17 protein-coding genes, 3 pseudogenes and 1 CRISPR repeat array (1 of these 21 running past the window's edge) are annotated in these 18,793 nt (G+C 47.4%); of the genes and pseudogenes, 11 read left to right on the top strand and 9 right to left on the bottom strand.

Features of this window, described 5'->3' with window-relative positions:
* A CRISPR array of direct repeats spans window positions 1-463; the repeat unit is 30 nt; unit sequence GTTTCAATAATTCCTTAGAGGTATGGAAAC; it reaches 700 nt to the left of the window's first position.
* Window positions 464-510: 47 nt separating this feature from the next.
* From CELL2_RS04680 to CELL2_RS04670, 3 genes are read right to left on the bottom strand one after another with little or no spacing between them, the layout of a single operon-like run.
* Window positions 511-2,463, bottom strand: a complete 1,953-nt coding sequence (locus CELL2_RS04680; RefSeq protein ID WP_010865024.1) for an IGHMBP2 family helicase — start codon at window positions 2,461-2,463, stop codon at window positions 511-513.
* A complete protein-coding gene (locus CELL2_RS04675) occupies window positions 2,460-3,497 on the bottom strand; it encodes an L-Ala-D/L-Glu epimerase (protein WP_012310829.1) in 1,038 nt (345 codons plus the stop codon). Before CELL2_RS04675 ends, CELL2_RS04680 begins: the two co-directional genes overlap by 4 nt.
* Window positions 3,498-3,500: 3 nt before the next feature.
* Window positions 3,501-4,817 (bottom strand): transglutaminase-like domain-containing protein, encoded by a 1,317-nt coding sequence (locus CELL2_RS04670; protein ID WP_038033191.1) that lies wholly within the window; start codon window positions 4,815-4,817, stop codon window positions 3,501-3,503.
* Window positions 4,818-4,850: 33 nt separating this feature from the next.
* Between CELL2_RS04670 and CELL2_RS04665 the strand changes: the two genes are divergently transcribed.
* Window positions 4,851-5,525, top strand: coding sequence for a cyclase family protein (locus tag CELL2_RS04665; RefSeq protein ID WP_011943485.1), 675 nt, complete (start codon window positions 4,851-4,853; stop codon window positions 5,523-5,525).
* A 35-nt stretch (window positions 5,526-5,560) separates the two neighbouring features.
* Here the strand turns inward: CELL2_RS04665 and CELL2_RS04660 are convergent, their stop codons facing one another.
* The 4 genes from CELL2_RS04660 to CELL2_RS04645 are packed head-to-tail and all read right to left on the bottom strand — an operon-like array spanning window position 5,561 to window position 8,699.
* On the bottom strand, window positions 5,561-5,989 hold the full coding sequence (locus CELL2_RS04660; RefSeq protein WP_011943484.1) for a ferritin family protein: 429 nt from the start codon (window positions 5,987-5,989) through the stop codon (window positions 5,561-5,563).
* On the bottom strand, window positions 5,986-7,809 hold the full coding sequence (gene nuoF / locus CELL2_RS04655) for an NADH-quinone oxidoreductase subunit NuoF (RefSeq protein WP_038033192.1): 1,824 nt from the start codon (window positions 7,807-7,809) through the stop codon (window positions 5,986-5,988). The genes CELL2_RS04660 and nuoF overlap by 4 nt, the downstream gene beginning before the upstream one ends.
* Window positions 7,810-7,827: 18 nt before the next feature.
* Window positions 7,828-8,208 (bottom strand): ferredoxin, encoded by a 381-nt coding sequence (locus tag CELL2_RS04650; RefSeq protein WP_004082448.1) that lies wholly within the window; start codon window positions 8,206-8,208, stop codon window positions 7,828-7,830.
* 2 nt (window positions 8,209-8,210) lie between these two features.
* On the bottom strand, window positions 8,211-8,699 hold the full coding sequence (locus CELL2_RS04645) for an NAD(P)H-dependent oxidoreductase subunit E (RefSeq protein WP_004082449.1): 489 nt from the start codon (window positions 8,697-8,699) through the stop codon (window positions 8,211-8,213).
* Window positions 8,700-8,902: 203 nt separating this feature from the next.
* Between CELL2_RS04645 and CELL2_RS04640 the strand changes: the two genes are divergently transcribed.
* The 10 genes and pseudogenes from CELL2_RS04640 to CELL2_RS04600 all read left to right on the top strand — a co-directional run bounded on the left by CELL2_RS04640 (window position 8,903) and on the right by CELL2_RS04600 (window position 15,161).
* Window positions 8,903-9,667, top strand: a complete 765-nt coding sequence (locus CELL2_RS04640; protein WP_038033193.1) for an MBL fold metallo-hydrolase — start codon at window positions 8,903-8,905, stop codon at window positions 9,665-9,667.
* A gap of 9 nt (window positions 9,668-9,676) precedes the next feature.
* Entirely contained in the window at window positions 9,677-10,513 is an 837-nt protein-coding gene (locus CELL2_RS04635) for a methyl-accepting chemotaxis protein (RefSeq protein ID WP_004082453.1), read from the top strand.
* Between the two features lie 90 nt (window positions 10,514-10,603).
* Entirely contained in the window at window positions 10,604-11,182 is a 579-nt protein-coding gene (gene porC, locus CELL2_RS04630; RefSeq protein ID WP_004082456.1) for a pyruvate synthase subunit PorC, read from the top strand.
* A gap of 12 nt (window positions 11,183-11,194) precedes the next feature.
* Window positions 11,195-11,494, top strand: coding sequence for a pyruvate synthase subunit PorD (porD, locus tag CELL2_RS04625; RefSeq protein ID WP_004082458.1), 300 nt, complete (start codon window positions 11,195-11,197; stop codon window positions 11,492-11,494).
* Between the two features lie 2 nt (window positions 11,495-11,496).
* Entirely contained in the window at window positions 11,497-12,675 is a 1,179-nt protein-coding gene (porA, locus tag CELL2_RS04620) for a pyruvate synthase subunit PorA (protein ID WP_004082460.1), read from the top strand.
* A gap of 14 nt (window positions 12,676-12,689) precedes the next feature.
* Complete coding sequence (locus tag CELL2_RS04615) at window positions 12,690-13,664, top strand: thiamine pyrophosphate-dependent enzyme (protein WP_004082462.1); 975 nt, start codon at window positions 12,690-12,692, stop codon at window positions 13,662-13,664.
* 41 nt (window positions 13,665-13,705) lie between these two features.
* Window positions 13,706-14,257, top strand: a pseudogene (locus CELL2_RS04610) (SDR family NAD(P)-dependent oxidoreductase); the annotation flags it as partial.
* A gap of 52 nt (window positions 14,258-14,309) precedes the next feature.
* Window positions 14,310-14,477 carry an SDR family oxidoreductase gene (locus CELL2_RS09555; protein ID WP_371180344.1) on the top strand — a complete coding sequence of 56 codons (168 nt, stop codon included), beginning with the start codon at window positions 14,310-14,312 and terminating at the stop codon, window positions 14,475-14,477.
* Window positions 14,474-14,856 (top strand): annotated as a pseudogene (crcB, locus tag CELL2_RS04605) (fluoride efflux transporter CrcB). The gene CELL2_RS09555 and the pseudogene crcB overlap by 4 nt, the downstream one beginning before the upstream one ends.
* Window positions 14,853-15,161 carry a DUF190 domain-containing protein gene (locus CELL2_RS04600; protein ID WP_004082468.1) on the top strand — a complete coding sequence of 103 codons (309 nt, stop codon included), beginning with the start codon at window positions 14,853-14,855 and terminating at the stop codon, window positions 15,159-15,161. Before crcB ends, CELL2_RS04600 begins: the two are co-directional and overlap by 4 nt.
* Here CELL2_RS04600 and mutL read toward each other — a convergent pair.
* Both mutL and CELL2_RS04590 read right to left on the bottom strand, forming a co-directional pair.
* Window positions 15,158-16,690, bottom strand: a complete 1,533-nt coding sequence (gene mutL, locus CELL2_RS04595; protein ID WP_193325877.1) for a DNA mismatch repair endonuclease MutL — start codon at window positions 16,688-16,690, stop codon at window positions 15,158-15,160. The two genes, CELL2_RS04600 and mutL, sit on opposite strands and share 4 nt — an antisense overlap.
* 96 nt (window positions 16,691-16,786) lie before the next feature.
* A pseudogene (locus CELL2_RS04590) lies at window positions 16,787-18,756 on the bottom strand (methyl-accepting chemotaxis protein).
* Between the last annotated feature and the right edge of the window lie 37 nt (window positions 18,757-18,793).

Here is an 18,793-nt window from a genome sequence, read left to right as displayed (position 1 = left end):
GCCAACCCATGAGCCACTCGGGTTTCACGAACAGTTTCAATAATTCCTTAGAGGTATGGAAACATCTGATACACAGATCTATAATTACTACCATAATAGCGTTTCAATAATTCCTTAGAGGTATGGAAACACCCTTGGATAATTTCGCGCATGTCTCTTTGAGTAAGTTTCAATAATTCCTTAGAGGTATGGAAACATGTATTGCAAGGAAAAGCAAAAATAAGATTCGACAGGTTTCAATAATTCCTTAGAGGTATGGAAACTCGAACTCGAAGAGGCCTATGCACCTGTCCAGCCTATGTTTCAATAATTCCTTAGAGGTATGGAAACATCCTCCTTACTTTGGCCGACACCGTTCGTCCGTTTGTTTCAATAATTCCTTAGAGGTATGGAAACTAAACATATCCAGGTGATGAGTAAATCTCCTCAAGCTGTTTCAATACTTCCTTAAATGTACGAAAAAATAACCCCCACATGAGTGGGGGGATGTTTTTGTTATAGACTCTCATATCAAAAGATCACGTAAGTTCCCTTCTTTTTCACAAACTCTACAAATCTTCTGTAAGTTGGATGGACAGAGAGCGTGCTCGAATCTCCCGTTGCTATCAGTTTTCTTTTCGCCCGTGTGAGTGAGACGTTGAGTCTTCTCAGATCTTCGAGGAACCCTATTTCACCGTTTTTGTTCGAACGCACAAATGAGATGATGATGACCTCTTTTTCCCTTCCCTGAAAACCATCCACACTGTGTACTTCTACTTTCGCTTCGATCAACTCTCTTATGAGATTCACCTGATCATCGTAGGGAGTGATGATCCCGATCCAATCCTCCTTCACCCCCATGGAGAGAAGCTTTTCCACAACCTCTTTCACGATCTGTGCTTCTAATGGATTCTCTCTCGAGGGAGAGTCTTTCCTTTGCCTTTCAAATCTGTCAGATCTGTTCTTTGTGTCTATGAAGACCAGAACGTTTTTTGGGGAGAGAACAACATCCCAGAACTTTCCAAAGTTCGGTATCTCCACTCCAAGGTCGAAGAGCGTTATGTTTCTGACTTTCTCGGCCGCTTTCAGTTTTCCGTCGTAAAATTCTTCACTCGGAAACTCCATCAAAAGTTCGTTCATTCTGTACTGGGTATCGAGAAGAGAAGACTTCTCGGGATATCGAGTTATGAGTTCTTCAAACAGTGTTCTCGAAAGATCCTTCGCGTCTTCTGAGAGTATCGTGGGTGGAAGCTGTTTGTGATCCCCAGCGAGGACGAACTTTTTGCCTTTCGATATGGGAATGAGGATGCTTGGGATAGTTGCCTGAGAGGCCTCGTCAACAACTACCACATCGAAGACTATTCCCGATAGTATTTCCAGAGCTGCGGACGAATTGGTTGAAAGCACAACCTGCGCTTCCCGTACTATCCTGCTCGCTATTATTTCCTCTTTGCGTTCTATGAGGTCCCTGATATCTTGAATCTGGCTGTTTAACTTTATCCACTCTGCCATCTCCTTTATCTTTTCCTTGGAAACTCCCCTGGCACTCCAGTTCTTCTCTGCGTACTCCAGGATCTTCTTGTCGCTGAGCCCTCTTCTCCACTGCGGTGAAGGTTTTGTGAAACTGTCCCTTTTTTTGATCAACTTTGCGAGTTCTTCCTTCATCTTCTTTACCTTCTCGTACTCACTGCTTGTTTCGATTTGATGTGCGAGTGTGGACTCCTTCAGGTGAGAGGACACGCGCGAAGGATGGCCAATTCTCACCAGAGACACTTTCCCCCAGAGCCTCTCCACGAGGTTGTCCACAGCAAGGTTACTCTCCGCTGTGACCAGAATTTTCTTTCCACGTGCTACTTCCTGTCTTATGTACTCCACGAGTGTTCTGGTCTTTCCCGTGCCGAAGGGGCCGTGTATGAGAAAGAAATCAGAACTTCCGAGGGCAAGGGAAACCGCTTCCCTCTGACTCTCGTTCAATCCTTCATCGAAGGGAGTGAACTCTTCTTCAAACGACTCTTCTGGCTTCCTCTTTCCAAGTAGAAACTCAAGAGCTTTTTTCCCTTCCGAAGAAAGCGTCATCAGGTTCTCTATCTGTCTTCTGAACGTGATGTCGCTCGCAAAGAGGTCTATCCTCACATTTTTGAGCTTCCACGATGGAAGCCTATCGACCGCTACCGTGATGAAACGCTCTCCTTTCTCCACAACCGTTCCCGTGTAATCACTCTTGAGGGGGTTTCCTTTGCTTATGAGAACAAGATCACCCACACCGATTTCTGTGTCTATCTTCTTTCTTCTTCCAAACCTCACAAGGAAATATCCAAGTTCTTCTCCTATAAATTTTCCTGTGAGACCCAGAACGGCACGACCCTTTTTCTCTCTTTCCTCCCCCGAGAGCCGCTTCATCTCATCGAGCATTGCGTTTATTTCCGCGTTCCTTTCGAGCTCTACGAGCCTCACAAGCTTCTTTATGAACTGCTGAACCGTCATTGATCTTTCACCCTCATTCTCGGACCATCCTGGATGAATTTTCCTCTGAAAACTTCTTCCTTCAGCATCAGGTGACTGTCAAGGTCATGAAACTCAAAAGCTCCCGTTCCAAGCGCAAAATGAACACTCTGATTTATTCCGAGCGAGGACTCTCCCATGCATCCGATCATGAGCTTCAAACCTGACGATTCTGCTATTTTCACTATGGCAAGAGCGTCGGAAATTCCCGACTTCATGAGTTTTATGTTCACGTAATCAACCGCTTCTTCCTTCACAAGCCTCATCACATCGAACTTCGTCCTCGCGGATTCGTCCGCCGCGACGGGAAACGGAGAGTGGAACCTCACGAACTTCAAGCCTTCTATGTCTTCCCTCCTCACAGGTTGTTCGTACACAGCGATGTCTATTCCTTTTTGATATACTGCTCTCGCGAACTCCACCGCCTCCTTCGGGGTGTATCCCATGTTCGCGTCAACTATGTACTTCGCTCCGCGGGTGACTTTCGCTATCTCTTCCACGGCTTCGATGTCTTCCTTCAAATTCTCTCCAACTTTTATCTTGATCACTCTGAAACCCTCTTCGAATATCTTCTTTGCCTCCTTCACACGGTTTTCGACGGTGTCTATCCCAACTGTTTTGTCCGTTTCTATCTCATCTCTTTTTCCTCCAAGGAGATAACAGACCTGTGTTCCAAGTTCTTGAGAGAGAGCGTCCAGTGTGGCAAATTGAACGGCTGCTTTCAAACTCGGAAACCCGAAGAGCCTGTCTGTGATCTCGAAGATCCTGGCATAGTTTCGCACATCGATGCCTGTGATCATCTCCCTCACAGCGTTTTCTATTGCAAGAAGTGCTTCCACCCTTTCACCGTTCACTCTGAAGGAGGGAGACGCTTCTCCGTACCCTTTGACACCACTTTCCAAAACGATTTCAACCTCGACATTTCTGCTTTCGGAAGATACGCTTCCAGTTATGTGAAACGGCTTTTCGTATTCGTATCTCTTGAGAGAAAGCTTCACGTTCACGATCCTCGACATCTCTCACACCTCCTCGAAACTAATAACTTCTATGGTACTTTCGAACGGCAGACGTTTCTCTTCGCTTTCCGCCTCTCCAACCTGGTTGTCTGTGGGATCGCTTCTCACAAAACGAGTTTTCGGATCGAAGTCTTTCATGAAGCCGTCGTTTGCCACCATTCTGAAGCCGTCCAGGTTTCCAAAGTAGAAGCTTCTGAAAGATTCATTATCTCTCCTCGCACCGCCAAAGGAAAGATCCGCAGGAAGCCACCCATAGGGCTCCACGTAGAAAAGTGCCCAGTCGTGAGGAGAACCGAAGATCGGATTTATGTACCATCCAGACTGCCATCTTGCGGGGACACCTGCGATCCTGCACATCGTTATGAAGAGAAGTGCCTGAAAACCACAGTCGCCTTTCAGGTTGTTCACCACAAAATCCGTTATGTTCTCGTACAGGGCATACGGTTTCACGTAGAAGTACCTCACGTTGAGTGTGATCCAGTCGTATATCCTTTTCGCTTTGAGGTACGGGTTTACCTCGCTACCCACCACCGTTTGTGTTAACCACCTGAGTTTCGGAGTAAAAACGATGTGTGGAGGCTCTTCTTTCAGGAACTCTTCAAATCCCACAACTTTCTCTGAAACTCTTTCAGGATCGACGTGGTTCACCCACTCTCTAACAATGTACTCGAATTCCACGAAAAAAGTGCTGTCTTCGCCTTCGAAGTAGATGGTCCTCTGTGGAACATCGTTCGGAGAAATGTAGTAACTTTTGTGACTTGTTCTCAGAAGTTTCACACTTTCGATCTGAAGGCTTTCCTTGGGAAACGGAAGCCATACGCGGTGCTTGGAGGATGTTTCCTTCAGTTTCAAAGTTATTCTCGCTCTTATTCTGTATCTTTTCGGATCCTCACCCTTTATGAGACGCTCCAGCCGTTCGTGGAGAATTCTTCGGGCTTTTTCACTTCTTTCATCTTTTCTGAGTCTTTCTCTGTACTCCGATCTGACGAAGGCGAGGTTGTGGAAGAAACGCCTTTCGAATCGTTTCTCACCCTCCACGACGATGTAGTCGAGTACTCCTTCGTTCATGAGATATTGGAACTCTCCCTCTGAGAAACCCTCGAACATCTCCCTCATCTTTTCCATCGCTTCTTTTTCGGTGAAAGGATAATCCTCGAGGAGTCTTTCGATCCTCTCTTTTTCGTAGATGAGTCTTTCACGCTGAAGCAAAGGGAGGTCCTTTTTCAGAAAGTCATCGATCAGCTTCAAAGCTACAGAAAAGTTCCCCAGCATTTCTTCTCTGAGCACTTCCTCTGGTAAACTGTAGATGAGAAACTCCATGTTGATACCTCCTTCAGAAAGGGAGTGACAGACGTGTTCATAGAATTATCTTATCCTATAGAAGAGAGAATGTTGACCTATCCGGACAACCCGCCAGACTATTTTGAGCCGAAAAGCAGAATAGAACAGGGAGACGCCGCCAACACGATGATGATTCATCATTTCTCGCACACGGGTACACACGTGGACGCCCCCTACCATTTTTGTGAAGAGGGCTGGACATTGGATCAGATACCTCTTGAATACTTCATTTTTGAAAAACCCCTGCTCGTGGACAGGGAGAAGAAACCAATGGAACTCTTCACCATCGAAGATATCGAAGAACTGGATCTGAATGGTGTGGATCTTCTCATGTTCAGATCGGGTTTTGCGAAGTTGAGAAGAACAGATCCTGCAACCTACAGGTACATGTTCCCCGGCATTTCAAAAGAGTTGGCTCGTTTTCTGAGGGAATCTGTCCCCTCTCTCAAAGCGGTCATGCTCGATTTTCTCAGTGCCGATCCCATCGTGTTGGGTGAAAAAGAAAACTACCCCGCGCACAGATGGCTTTTGTCGAAGAAATTCAGCAGCAAAAGACCTATCATCATATTCGAAGATGTGAATTTAGAACCCGTCGCTGGAAAGAAGATAAAACGTGTGATCGCTCTTCCTTTGAGATTCAAGGGGCTGGACGGTGGACCCGTCAGCGTTCTGGCAGAGGTGGAATGATTTGAACAAAAACCCCGCCGTCCGGCGGGGTATCTTCACACTTCCAGTCTCAGAAGGTCCCTCAGATGCTTTTTCTCCTCATCGATGATCGCCTGAACGGGTTCTTTCTCCGGTACGTAGCTCAATATTTCGCTGTAAAAGACTATGGAATCTTTTTCCACTTCGATGGCCCTTCTCACAGCCTCTCTCAGATCATCAGGGGGAGTTTCTTCGAGCTTGGGAAAGATAGAGATCTCTGCGAGAGCTTCGAGATAACCGAGCACCTCATCGGATGGGTTAAGATCCTGCTCGTATTTTTCGAGGATCTCCTTGAACTTTCTGGAGTGGTCCCTCTCTTGTTCCGCCAGTCGTTCAAAGAGTGCCTTCGTTTCCCCCTCCGTTTTCTCCGTGAGATTCTTGTAGTAAGAGTAACCGGTTGATTCGATCCTCAAAGCTATATTCAGAAGATCCCTTGGGCCTATCATTCTACCGCCTCCTCCACCGGCAGAGCTGGAGTAACCTTGCTTATAGCTCCAAATCTACAGACTTCGATACAGCTACCACACCTGACACACTCCGCCTGATCTATCACGTGAGGCTGTCTCACCTGACCGCTTATACACTGAACCGGACAGACCCTCGCACACGCGGTACATCCAACACATTTTTCAGGATCAATCACGTAGCTGATCAACGCTTTACACTTCTTGGATGGACACCTCTTCTCTTTGACATGCGCCAGATACTCGTCTCTGAAGTATCTGAGTGTGGAAAGAACAGGATTCGGTGCGGTTTGACCAAGTCCACAGAGGGAAGTGTCCTTTACCACATGCGCCAGCTTTTCGAGCTCTTCTATGTCCTTCTCTGTTCCCTCTCCGGAAGTGATCTTCTCCAGGATTTCGAGCATCTTCTTCGTTCCTTCTCTACAGGGCGTACATTTTCCACAGGATTCTTCCACGGTGAACTCGAGGAAGAACCTTGCGACGTCAACCATACAGTCGTCTTCGTCCATCACTATCATTCCACCAGAACCCATGATTGCACCGAGTTTCTGGAGGGATTCGAAATCAACAGGTGTGTCTACGTACTCAGCGGGGATACACCCTCCGCTCGGTCCCCCAGTCTGGATGGCTTTCAGCTTTTTGTCTCCGGCTATTCCTCCTCCAATCTCGTATATGAGCTCTCTGAGTGTGATTCCCATGGGAACTTCCACAAGACCTGTGTTCTTCACTTTACCGGCGAGAGCGAATACTTTCGTTCCCGGAGAGTTCTCCGTCCCGTATTTTCTGAACTCTTTCGCACCGTTTCTGATGATCCAGGGTACGTTTGCAAGTGTTTCAACGTTGTTGATCACTGTGGGGTATCCCCAGAGTCCCTTCTCAACGGGATAGGGAGGCTTCACCTTCGGTTGGCCTCTCTCACCCTCTATGGAGGCCATCAAAGCGGTTTCCTCACCACAAACGAACGCACCCGCGCCGATTCTGATCTCTATATCGAAGGAAAAATCCGTTCCCATTATGTTTCCTCCAAGGAAACCGTACTCTCTTGCCTGATTCAGCGCTATGTTGAGCCTTTCAATGGCGAGAGGATACTCCGCCCTGACATAAACGAACCCCTTCTGAGCACCTATCGCGTAGGCGGCTATTGCCATCCCCTCTATGACGGCGTGTGGATCTCCTTCAAGAACCGATCTGTCCATGAAAGCACCCGGGTCTCCTTCGTCCGCGTTACAGACAACGAATTTCTTCTCGGCCTTTTGCCTCGCCGCGAGTTCCCACTTGAGCCCTGTTGGAAAACCCGCTCCTCCTCTTCCTCTGAGTCCGCTGTCCTTTATCTCCTTTATCACGTCTTCCGGTTTCATCTGAAGAGCCTTCGCAAGGGCAAAATATCCGTCTCTTGCGATGTACTCCTCTATCTTCGTGGGATCTATGACACCGAGATTCCTTGTGACGATCCTAACCTGTTTCTTGAAGAAAGGCACTTCCTCATGAACTCTTGGAACAGGTTTTCCTTCGGAAGCCTTGTAAAGGTACTTCTCCACGATCCTTCCCTTCAAAATGTGTTCTTCGACGATCTCTCTTGCTGCGTCTGGTGTGAGTTTCTGGTAAAACACACTTTCCGGGTAGATCACGGCAATCGGTCCCAATGTACACGCTCCCATACAACCGGTCTCTATCACCCTGACAACTTCATCGAGGCCGTACTTTCTCAATTCTTCTTCGAAGGCATCTTTGACACTCTTTTCGCCGGCGGAAATACACGCTCCACCTGCACAGATAAGGATCGTGTTCGTTGTGAGCGGCACTCTCCTTCACCTCCAGAGTCAGGCTTCTCCTCTTTTGACCACCAGATCTTCGACGACCCTTCCTTCGAGTATGTGCATCTTCACGATTCTCTTTGCGTTTTCCGGAGTGACCCTTCCGTATATGACTGGCTCCTGACCTTCGAGCCTCACTTCAACGGTGGGTTCCACCTCGCAGAGTCCCATACAACCCGACTGAACAACCGCTATATCGTTTATGTTGTATTCATTGAGGGCTTCAACGATCGCCTTCAGAGTCTCTTTGGCACCCGCCGCTATTCCACACGTACCCATCGCAACAGTTATCTTCCCCCTTTTACCTGTTTCGCCCCTCAGCTGGAGATCCTTCAGAGCCTGTTCCTTTATCTTCATGAGTTCTTCCAGACTCTTCACCTTGGCCATCCTCATCCCTCCCGCTTGTACTTACTGATGATCTGAGGCACCATATCGGGAGTTACTCTGCCGTAAAAATCGTCTTCATCCACCATGACAACCGGTGCCATACTGCACGCCCCGAGGCATCTCACACCGTGAACGGAGAACATACCATCGCTGGTGGGTTCATCCGGATTCACCTTGAGTTCTTCGAGGAATCTTTCAAAGATTCTGTCCGCACCCTTCACGTAACACGCGGTACCAAGGCAAACCTTGATCTGATGTTTACCCTTTGGCTTTGTGGAGAAGAAGTTGTAGAAGGTGACCACTCCATAAACCTTCGAGAGAGGAACGTCGAGTTTGTCTGAGATGTACTCGAGAACATCCGCGGGAAGATATCCGAAGAGTTCCTGGGCCTTGTGAAGCACCTGTATGAGTGCATCCTTCTTTCCCTCGTACCCATTTTCTTCTATGAAATTCTCCAGCTCTTTGAAGAGTTCCTCCTTCGACTTGACCAAAACCGCCACCTCCTGATCAGAATTTATCGGGAATTTTTTCACAATTTTTATCTGATATTTTTTTCACATTCACCATAGTCGATTATAACACCTCTCACTGTCATATGATGAAAAGAAAAGAAACAGTCACAAAGTGTTGCATGTAGTGATAGAATCAAATGGGGATTAATTCTTGAAATCGTTTGAAATCTGGAGGTGACAATATGTTTGAAAACGAAATCCTCTTCGACAACGGTCAGCACAAATTCCTGTTTCTGGGATGGGAAGAGAAAGAAGAAGAAGAGATCGTTCAGACGAACCAGTATTTGATCCTCGATGGAAACGAAGGGATTCTCCTGGACCCGGGCGGAGCACACGTCTTTCCCAGGGTGATGTCCAACGTAGCGGAAGTGGTTGATCTTTCCAGCATAAGACATATATTCTACACGCATCAGGATCCCGATGTCACATCCGGGATTTTGCTCTGGCTTTCGATATGTGAGAACGCGAAGATATACATATCCTCTCTCTGGGTGAGGTTTCTCCCACACTTTGGAATCTACGATCAGAAAAGGATCGTTCCGATCTCTGACAAAGGAACAAAGATAAAACTCCTGAGTGGTAACGAGCTCGAGATACTCCCGGCGCATTTCCTTCATTCTACTGGGAATTTCGTTCTCTACGATCCGGTGGCAAAGATCCTTTTCTCAGGAGATATAGGCGCCGCGGTGTTCGAAAAAGGAAAGAGGTACAGGTACGTCGATGATTTCGAAAGACATCTTCCGCTTATGGAGGCCTTCCACAAAAGGTACATGTCTTCCAATACGGCCTGCAAGAAATGGGTGGATATGGTTTCAAAGAGAAAGATAGATATGATCGCACCTCAGCACGGCGCTGTGTTCAGAGGAGAGTCTGTGAAGAAATTCCTCGAGTGGTTCAGAAATCTCAAATGCGGTGTTGATCTGATAGACAATCTCTATTCTTTGTGAGGTGATTCTATGAGAGAAAGAGAAATCGTGGATAAACTCACTTCTGCGTTCTTTGCAGAGAACACGATCATATCCTTCACAAGCCAGCTGGACGAAGCACTGACCAGAAAGCTGAGAAGAATGCAGCGCAGAATAGAGGAAGTTAAAGAAAGGTTTGTGAATCTCAACAGACTGTTTCAGGAACTGGTGGGAGATTTTCAAGCGAAAAGTGATCAGCTCGTCTCTGTCATCCAAGACATGGAAAAGATCAGTGAAAACATCATGGAGGAGTTGAAAAAATCCGGAACAAATGTAGATCAGATCGTCGAAAGGGTGAAAGAAGCTTCATCCCAGATAGGAGAGACCCTTGAAAACATAAGATCGATCGAAAAGTTGATTCAGAACATTATGAGAATCGCCAGGGAAACCAACATCCTCGCCTTAAACGCCACCATAGAGGCTGCGAGGGCCGGAGAAGCGGGAAAAGGCTTCATGATCGTAGCAAACGAGGTTCAGAATCTATCAAACGAAACAAATGAAGTGACAAAGCAGATCGTCGAGAAGGCCAGAGAAATCCTCGAATCTTCACAAAGATCCCTTGAAAACCTCGAGTTCATGGCGAATCTGTTTGAAACAGTTGGTAAAACCCTCCAGAATATGGTTCGTTTTATGGAAAACAACGTAAAGCTCCTTCAGGAGGTCAGAAACTCCCTCGATACCTCGAAGGAGTCACTCTCAGAAAAGAGTGCGGAAATCGACAGTGCAACGAAGGTTCTGGAAGAGACTGCAGGAGGATTCACGACCATAAACAGAGTTATCAACTCAGTGATCACCGCTCAGAGAAAACTGAAGGATCTAAAGATTTAATTTATTGTTTAAGTATACCATTATGAAATGCATTATGTATCTGATACAATAACGTGGGTTAAATCCATGTTGTCGAGGAGGTGCAATCGGATGCCCGTTGCGAAGAAATACTTTGAAATACGATGGCACGGTAGAGCCGGGCAAGGTGCGAAGAGTGCTTCCCAGATGCTGGCAGAAGCCGCTCTGGAAGCCGGGAAATACGTTCAGGCTTTTCCAGAATACGGTGCAGAAAGAACAGGTGCTCCCATGAGGGCCTTCAACAGGATTGGTGATGAGTACATCAGAGTGAGATCTGCAGTGGAAAACCCGGACGTCGTTGTGGTGATCGATGAAACACTACTTTCTCCCGCCATTGTAGAAGGCCTTTCAGAAGATGGTATCCTCCTTGTGAACACCGTTAAGGATTTCGAATTCGTCAGAAAAAAGACAGGATTCAACGGAAAGATATGCGTGGTGGATGCTACAGACATCGCTCTCCAGGAGATAAAGAGAGGAATACCGAACACACCGATGCTTGGAGCGCTGGTCAGAGTGACAGGTATTGTGCCTCTCGAGGCGATAGAGAAGAGAATCGAGAAGATGTTCGGAAAGAAATTCCCTCAGGAAGTGATTGATGCGAACAAGAGAGCTTTGAGACGTGGATATGAGGAAGTAAAGTGCTCAGAGTGAGGAGGTGTGAGAATGTCTCTTAAAAGCTGGAAGGAAATTCCCATTGGAGGAGTCATCGACAAACCGGGAACAGCAAGAGAATACAAAACAGGTGCCTGGCGTGTGATGAGACCTATTCTTCACAAAGAGAAATGTATAGACTGTATGTTCTGCTGGCTCTACTGTCCAGATCAAGCGATCATCCAAGAAGGCGGAATAATGAAAGGTTTCAACTACGACTACTGTAAAGGATGCGGACTCTGTGCGAACGTATGTCCAAAGCAGGCCATAGAGATGAGACCTGAGACTGAGTTTCTGAGCGAGGAGGGATGAGGATGGAAAGGGTCGTCGAGAGAGTGGCCGTCACCGGCGCTGAGGCCGTTGCCAATGCGATGAGACAGATAGAGCCCGATGTCGTTGCGGCGTACCCGATCACTCCACAGACACCTATTGTGGAGTACTTCGCCAGGTTCGTCGCGGACGGCGTTGTCAGGACAGAAATGATTCCCGTCGAAAGTGAACACAGTGCGATGAGCGCTGTCGTTGGAGCCGCTGCCGCGGGAGCAAGAGCGATGACAGCAACCAGTGCAAATGGACTCGCACTGATGCACGAAATAGTTTACATCGCTGCCTCCTACAGACTTCCCATTGTGATGCCCGTTGTGAACAGAGCGCTCAGTGGTCCTATAAACATTCACTGTGACCACAGCGACGCGATGGCAGAAAGAGATTCTGGATGGATTCAGCTCTTTGCGGAAACTAATCAGGAGGCTTACGATTTCACCATTCTCGCTGTGAGACTGGCAGAACACGAAGATGTGAGACTTCCCGTCATGGTGAACCTCGATGGGTTCATCCTTTCTCACGGAGTGGAACCCGTTGAGTTCTATCCCGATGAACTCGTGAAGAAGTTCGTTGGAGAGCTCAAACCCATGTATCCTCTTCTGGATACTGAACACCCTGTAACCTGGGGTCCTCTCGATCTTTACGATTACTACTTCGAACACAAAAGACAGCAGATTGAAGCCATGGAAAACGTAAAGAAGGTGTTCCCGGAAATCGCAAAAGAATTCGAAGAAACGTTTGGAAGGAAATACTGGTTTGTCGAACCGTACAGAATGGAAGATGCAGAGCACGTGATGGTAGCACTGGGCTCCACAAACAGCACGATAAAGTACGTGGTTGATGAACTGAGAGAAGAAGGCTACAAAGTTGGATCTTTGAAAATCTGGATGTTCAGACCGTTCCCGAAGGAGCAGCTTCAGGAACTCCTCAACGGAAGAAAGAGTGTAGTTGTGCTCGACAGAGCTGTTTCCTTCGGAGCGGAAGCACCTCTCTACGAAGCAGTGAAATCTGCGCTCTACGAAGTAGCAGCGAGGCCGATGCTTGGATCCTATGTCTACGGTCTCGGTGGAAGGGACATCAAACCAGAGCACATCAGAAAAGCGTTCGAAGATGCCATAAACGGAAACCTCATAGCAGATGAACAGAGATATCTTGGTCTCAGAGAGTGAAGGAGGTGTGAGGAATGCCCGTTAACATAAAACAGCTGGCACAGGAGTTCGATAAGAAAGAAATCGGTATCACACAGGGTCACAGGCTCTGTCCAGGTTGTGGAGCACCCATCACAGTGAAGTTCGTGATGATGATCGCAAGACACCTCGGATACGAACCCGTTGTTGGACTCGCAACAGGTTGTCTGGAGGTTTCTACCTCCATCTATCCGTACACCGCTTGGAGCGTACCTTACATTCACAACGCCTTTGAAAACGTGGCAGCAACGATGAGCGGTGTGGAAACGGCTTACAAAGCACTGAAAAACAAAGGAAAGATCCCAGAAGACAAAAAATACGCCTTCATTGCTTTTGGTGGAGACGGTGGAACGTACGATATCGGTCTTCAGTCACTGTCCGGGATGCTCGAAAGAGGTCACAAGGTGCTCTACGTCCTCTACGACAACGAGGGATACATGAACACAGGAAACCAGAGATCCGGATCCACACCCCCGGGTTCGGATACCACGACAGCTCCAGTTGGAAAGAAGCTCCCTGGAAAGGTCCAGCTGAAAAAGAACATCGTCGAGATCGTAGCGGCTCACGAGAACGTCTACGCAGCTACCGCATCGCTCTCTGAACCCATGGACTTCTTTGCCAAGGTGGAAAAGGCGCTGAACTTCGATGGACCTTCTTTCCTTGCGGTCTTCTCTCCTTGCGTCAGGTTCTGGAGAGTGAACGACGATAAAACAGTAGAAATATCAAAACTCGCCGTAGAAACGAAGTACTGGCCTTTGTACGAAGTGGAAAGAGGAGTTTACAGAGTCACCAGAAAACCGAGACAGTTCAAACCTGTGGAGGAATTCCTGAAGGCTCAGGGAAGGTTCAGAAAACTTCTTTCAAGACCGGATGCAAAAGAAATCGTAGACGAACTCCAGGAATACGTCGACAGAAGATGGGAAAGACTACTCACACTGGAAGAGGTTACAAAGGACAAACCGATTAGATAAAACGGGCGGGGGTTACCCCGCCTTTTCTGTGGGGTGTTAGCATGCTCGAAGGCAAGGTGGCAGTCGTTACAGGTGGAGGTCAGGGAATCGGAGCCGCGATCGCTCAGCTTTTTGCGGAAAACGGCATGAAGGTAGTCATAGCAGAGATAGACGAAGAAGCGGGCGTTGAAAGAGAAGAGATGTTGAGAGAAAGAGGGCTGGATGTCACATTCGTAAAAACGGACGTTGCAGATGAAAACTCCGTGAAGAACATGGTGAGAAAAACCGTCGAAATATACGGCGGGGTAGACGTTCTGGTGAACAACGCAGCCGTCATGTCCGTGAAGAGCATCTTCGAAAGACCTCTCGAAGAATGGGAGAGAGTGATCAGGGTGAACCTCACGGGGCCTTACATCTGTTCTCGATACTGCGCGGAAGAAATGATAAAACGCGGTGGCGGAGTGATCATAAACATAGCAAGCACAAGGGCATTTCAGTCAGAACCAGACACGGAACCCTACTCAGCTTCAAAAGGAGGCCTTGTGGCACTCACGCACTCCTTGGCCGTGAGTCTTTCCAGATATCACATAAGAGTGGTGAGCATAAGCCCCGGCTGGATAGAAACATCGGAATGGAAGAAGAAGTCCCTGAGAAAAAAAACCCGATCTGAGACCCATCGATCACGAACAGCACCCGGCTGGAAGAGTTGGAAATCCCTTAGATATTGCCCATCTCTGCGTCTTTCTCGCGGACGACGAAAAAGCAGGTTTCATAACAGGCACGAACTTCATCGTCGATGGTGGTATGACGGTGAAGATGATATACGAGGAATGATCGAGCTGGATTACCTGACAATTGCATTCGGAGGAGCGATTGGAGCCGTTCTCAGATACCTTGTTTCCCGTACGATCAATTCACTCCTGCCGTTCTCTTACATACCACTTGGCACGATCATCGTGAACTCTGTGGGTTCTTTTTTCTTTCGTTTTTGATGTTCGCCGCTATCGAGAAAGTTCCTCTCTCTAAGGAAGCCATCCTTTTCTTCGGAACGGGGCTCCTGGGAGCCTTCACCACTTTTTCCACATTTACTTACGAAACGCTCTCGCTCATCGAAGAGAGTCCCGCAAGGGGAGTCGCTTATGCTCTTGCCAATCTTCTCTTTGCTTTTACATGCGCCTACTTTGGAATGATTCTGGGGAGGGGGAAGGTATGAAGCTTCTCAAGATCTACCTCGGAGAAAAAGACAAGCACAGCGGAAAGCCTCTTTTCGAGTATCTTGTGAAGCGCGCTTACGAACTCGGTATGAAAGGAGTCACTGTCTACAGAGGTATCATGGGTTTCGGTCACAAGAGACACATGCACAGAAGTGATTTTTTCAGTCTTTCACCGGATCTTCCTATCGTTCTTGAGATCGTCGATGAAGAAGAGAGAATAAACCTTTTTTTGAAGGAAATCGACAACATAGACTTCGATGGCCTGGTTTTCACCGCTGACGTCAACGTGGTGAAAATGGGTTAACGCTCGAAAAATCGGTCCATGTCCTCATAGCTGATCTTGAAAGAAATCGGCCTTCCGTGAGGACATCTTTCAAACCGCTTCTTGAAAAAGACATCCAGCAGTTTCGATGCGATCTCTTCGTCGAATTCTCCGGATTTAGTGGCAAGTTTACAAGCGGCAAGGGCTATTCTTTCCTTCAGTTTTTCATCAACTGGGAAGTCCCTGAAAAATTCCTCCACAACGTCTTCGGTGAGGAACTCAGGGATTTCAATGACTTTCAAAGCTCCTTCTTCTCCTTGAAAGGAGAATCCGTATTCTTCCAGTTTTTGTTTTTCTTCCCTTGATAGCACAACTGTTATGTTCCTTTTCACCCGTCTTTTCCTCCAGCTTTTTTTCGAAAGGATTTCTTCGTAAATCGTTCGTTCGTGGAGAGCATGAAGATCCACAAAGAGCAAACCATCTTCCACTTCAACGACAGCGTACTTACCCTTGACCAAAAACCATCTGTAGGAAGGTGATTCCGCTACGCTCAGCGCATGGGAGGATATTTCTTCGTACGCAACCGACCTGTACCATTTCCGTGCCAGATTTCTTTTGAGGGTTTCTTCCAAACTCTTTTTCACCTTTTCTTCGTTGAGAAATTTCACCACGATTTTCGAAGGGTGTATGTTCACGTCGAGTTCTTCCGGATTTACCTCTATGAAAAGAACCGCGACGGGATAGCTTCTCTTTGGAAGATCGTAAACTTTCATGAGTACTTCGTGGAGTTCTTCGGAAACCACAAAACGACCGTTCACGTAGAAATACTCTCCCGTTCTGCTGGATCTTGTCACCTCGCGGGATGAAACTATTCCCTTTATCCTCAGGCCGGATAATTCCTCTTCGAACGTGATGTAACCTTTTCTCAGATCTTCAAGGATCAGGATAGCTCTTTCAAAGATGTTCTGTGTTCTTGGAAAGGAATGGACTATCTTTCCATCTGAGGTGAATACAAAATCAACGTCGTTTCGTACAAGGACGAATCTTTCAAACATCTCACGACACATTCTCAACTCGATGGCAGAGGACTTCAGAGATTTTCTCCGGACGGGTAGGTTGAAGAAGAGATCTCTCACCTCAACGGTGGTGCCGGTATCCCTGTGGGTTTCCGAGATTTCTTCCACTTTCCCCCCAGCAATCATCAACTGTGTTGCGAGTGCGTCTTTTTCCGTTTTTGTCACGATCTTGGTTCTGCTGACCTGCACAATCGAAGCAAGCGCTTCACCTCTGAAACCGTAAGTTCTGATCCTGTGCAGATCTTCCTCGCTCTCTATCTTGCTCGTCGTGTAAGGTTCTATTGCCAGAAGTGCCTCTTCTCTGGTCATCCCGATTCCATTGTCGGATACTCTTACCATGTTCTTTCCACCGTTTTCTATCTCAACAACTATCCTGTCGGCCTGCGCGTCCAGACTGTTTTCTACAAGCTCTTTCAGAACGAAAGATGGATTGTGAATCACCTCACCCGCGGCGATTTTTCTGACGAGGCTCTCGGGAAGTCTTTTTATTCTCAAAACAGAACACCTCTCCACTCGATCTCCCTGAAAATTTTAACATCCAGAAAAAAAGGCGGGATAACCCCGCCTGATTTTTTCTATTGATTTCCCTTCTCACACTTTGAACTTCTGAACGAGCGTTGAGAGCTGTTCAGAAAGCTCAGACAGTCTTTCAGCGGCCTGAGAGACCTTGGCAGCGGATTCGGTCTGATCTTCTATGAGAGACTCCATTCTGTTTAGACTTTCCACAACTCCTTCGACTATCTTTGTGACGTTGTCCATAGCGCTTGCCATTTCTTCTGCAGCCGCTCCCTGCTCCTGCGCAGTGGCAGCTGTGTTCTCTATCATGCTGTTGATCTCTTCTATCCTTCCAAGGATCTCCCTGAATCTCTTTGTGACTTCTTCTCCCATCACCGCTATCTCGTCCACTCCTTCGAACATCTCTTTCGAGCCGTTCTCCACGTGTTCTATCGTTGCCCTCAAACTGCTCAACATCTTCGCTATGTCTTCTGTCGCCCTCTGGCTCTCTTCTGCAAGTTTCCTTATCTCGTCTGCCACAACCGCAAAGCCCCTTCCCGCTTCCCCAGCTCGAGCTGCTTCTATCGCTGCGTTCAAGGCAAGTAGGTTCGTCTGCTCTGCTATCGAGCTGATCGTGTCCACTATCTCTCCTATCGTCTTGGCTGAGTCAACGAGTTCTCTCAGGTAGTCCCTCTGTCTTTCTGCTGACCCTTTGAGTTTGTTTATGACTCCTCCCACCGCTTCTACTCTCTCTGTTCCTTCTCTTGCCGCTTTCGTCACCGCTTCTGATCTTTCTGTCAGCTCCTGGGTGATCTTTGAGATGTTCTGCGCACTCGCTGCCACTTCTTCTACCCCACTCGTCACTTCTGTCAGAGCACTGCTCATGTGTTCGCCTCGTCCAGTATCTTCTTGGCTTCTTCGTGCAGGTTCTCTGACATCTTGTGGCTCTCTTCTGAGAGAACTTTTATCTCTTCTGATGCTCCGCTCAGCTCTTTCGAAGCTTCTATGATGCTCACTATCATCTCTTTGAGTGATAGTACCGCTTCTTTCAGGCTCTCTTCTATCTGGGTCAGTTCATCTTTCCCTTTCGCTTCGAACTCTACTGTCAGGTCCCCTTCTCCGAATCTCTTCACTTTCTCTACCTGCTGCCTCATTCTCTTCACTACCGGCATCATCGAAACAAACAACACCGCAAAGATCACTCCGCCAAACACTACATACGTCACTATCGTCCCAAAGGTCGCTTTCTTTCCTTCTGCAAGAAGTTCATCCAGGTACCCCGTCGAGAAGATGTAGAAGTCGTATCCGGGCACTTTTTCCCACACGGTGTATTTCTTCTCTCCGTTGTATTCGTACTCTACGTATTTCTCTCCACCTTTCTTTGCCTCTTCAAACGCTTTCTCAAAGCCTCCAAGCTCTTTCACCTCTTTCATGAAGTTCCCCATGTCTTTGTGGATCAGTACCTTTCCGTCGCTTGTGACAAGAAGCCCGTAGCCGCTCTTGCTCGCTTTCCCTTCTTCTACAACCGCTTTCCAGAGATCGGTGTTCTCAGAGAGGGATATACCTAATGCTATCAGTCCAGATGGTTCTGAACCGAACGTTGTAACTCCCTCCACGAAAAGCAAAACAGGCTTTCCATCGATGGATTCGGCAAGGACAAGCGAAGTTTTGTTTTTTTCCTTCATAAGGCTGAGGTACTTTTCGTACTCTGAATAGTTCTTCTCTTCTATTTTTTCTGGTAAAACCAAATAAGCGGATTCGCTCATCTCATCGACAACAATACCAACGGAGACTGTATCCGTAGCCCCCTGAAGAACAGACTGAAGGTTCGAAGCGATCGTGTAACCTCCTATGAGAGAGCTACCAAGGAGGGTTTTCAGATTTCTTTGAACCTCGTTCAACTTCTGGGAGATGTATTTTGAAAGAGAAGACACCGACTTCTCCATGTAATCTTTTGCGTTGCTGATGAGAAGAGACGAGGTACTTCTCTGAACCAGATAAGCACTGAGAACAAAAGAAACAAGAACCACAACCATTATGAATATGATTCTGAATCTTATGTTCATCTCACATCTCTCCTTTTATGGTTCTGAAACACCCCCG

Source organism: Thermotoga sp. Cell2 (assembly GCF_000789375.1).
Classification (GTDB): Bacteria; Thermotogota; Thermotogae; order Thermotogales; family Thermotogaceae; genus Thermotoga; species Thermotoga petrophila.
Note: the sequence above shows the minus strand (reverse complement) of the source record. Positions and strands in the feature narration are given on the sequence as shown.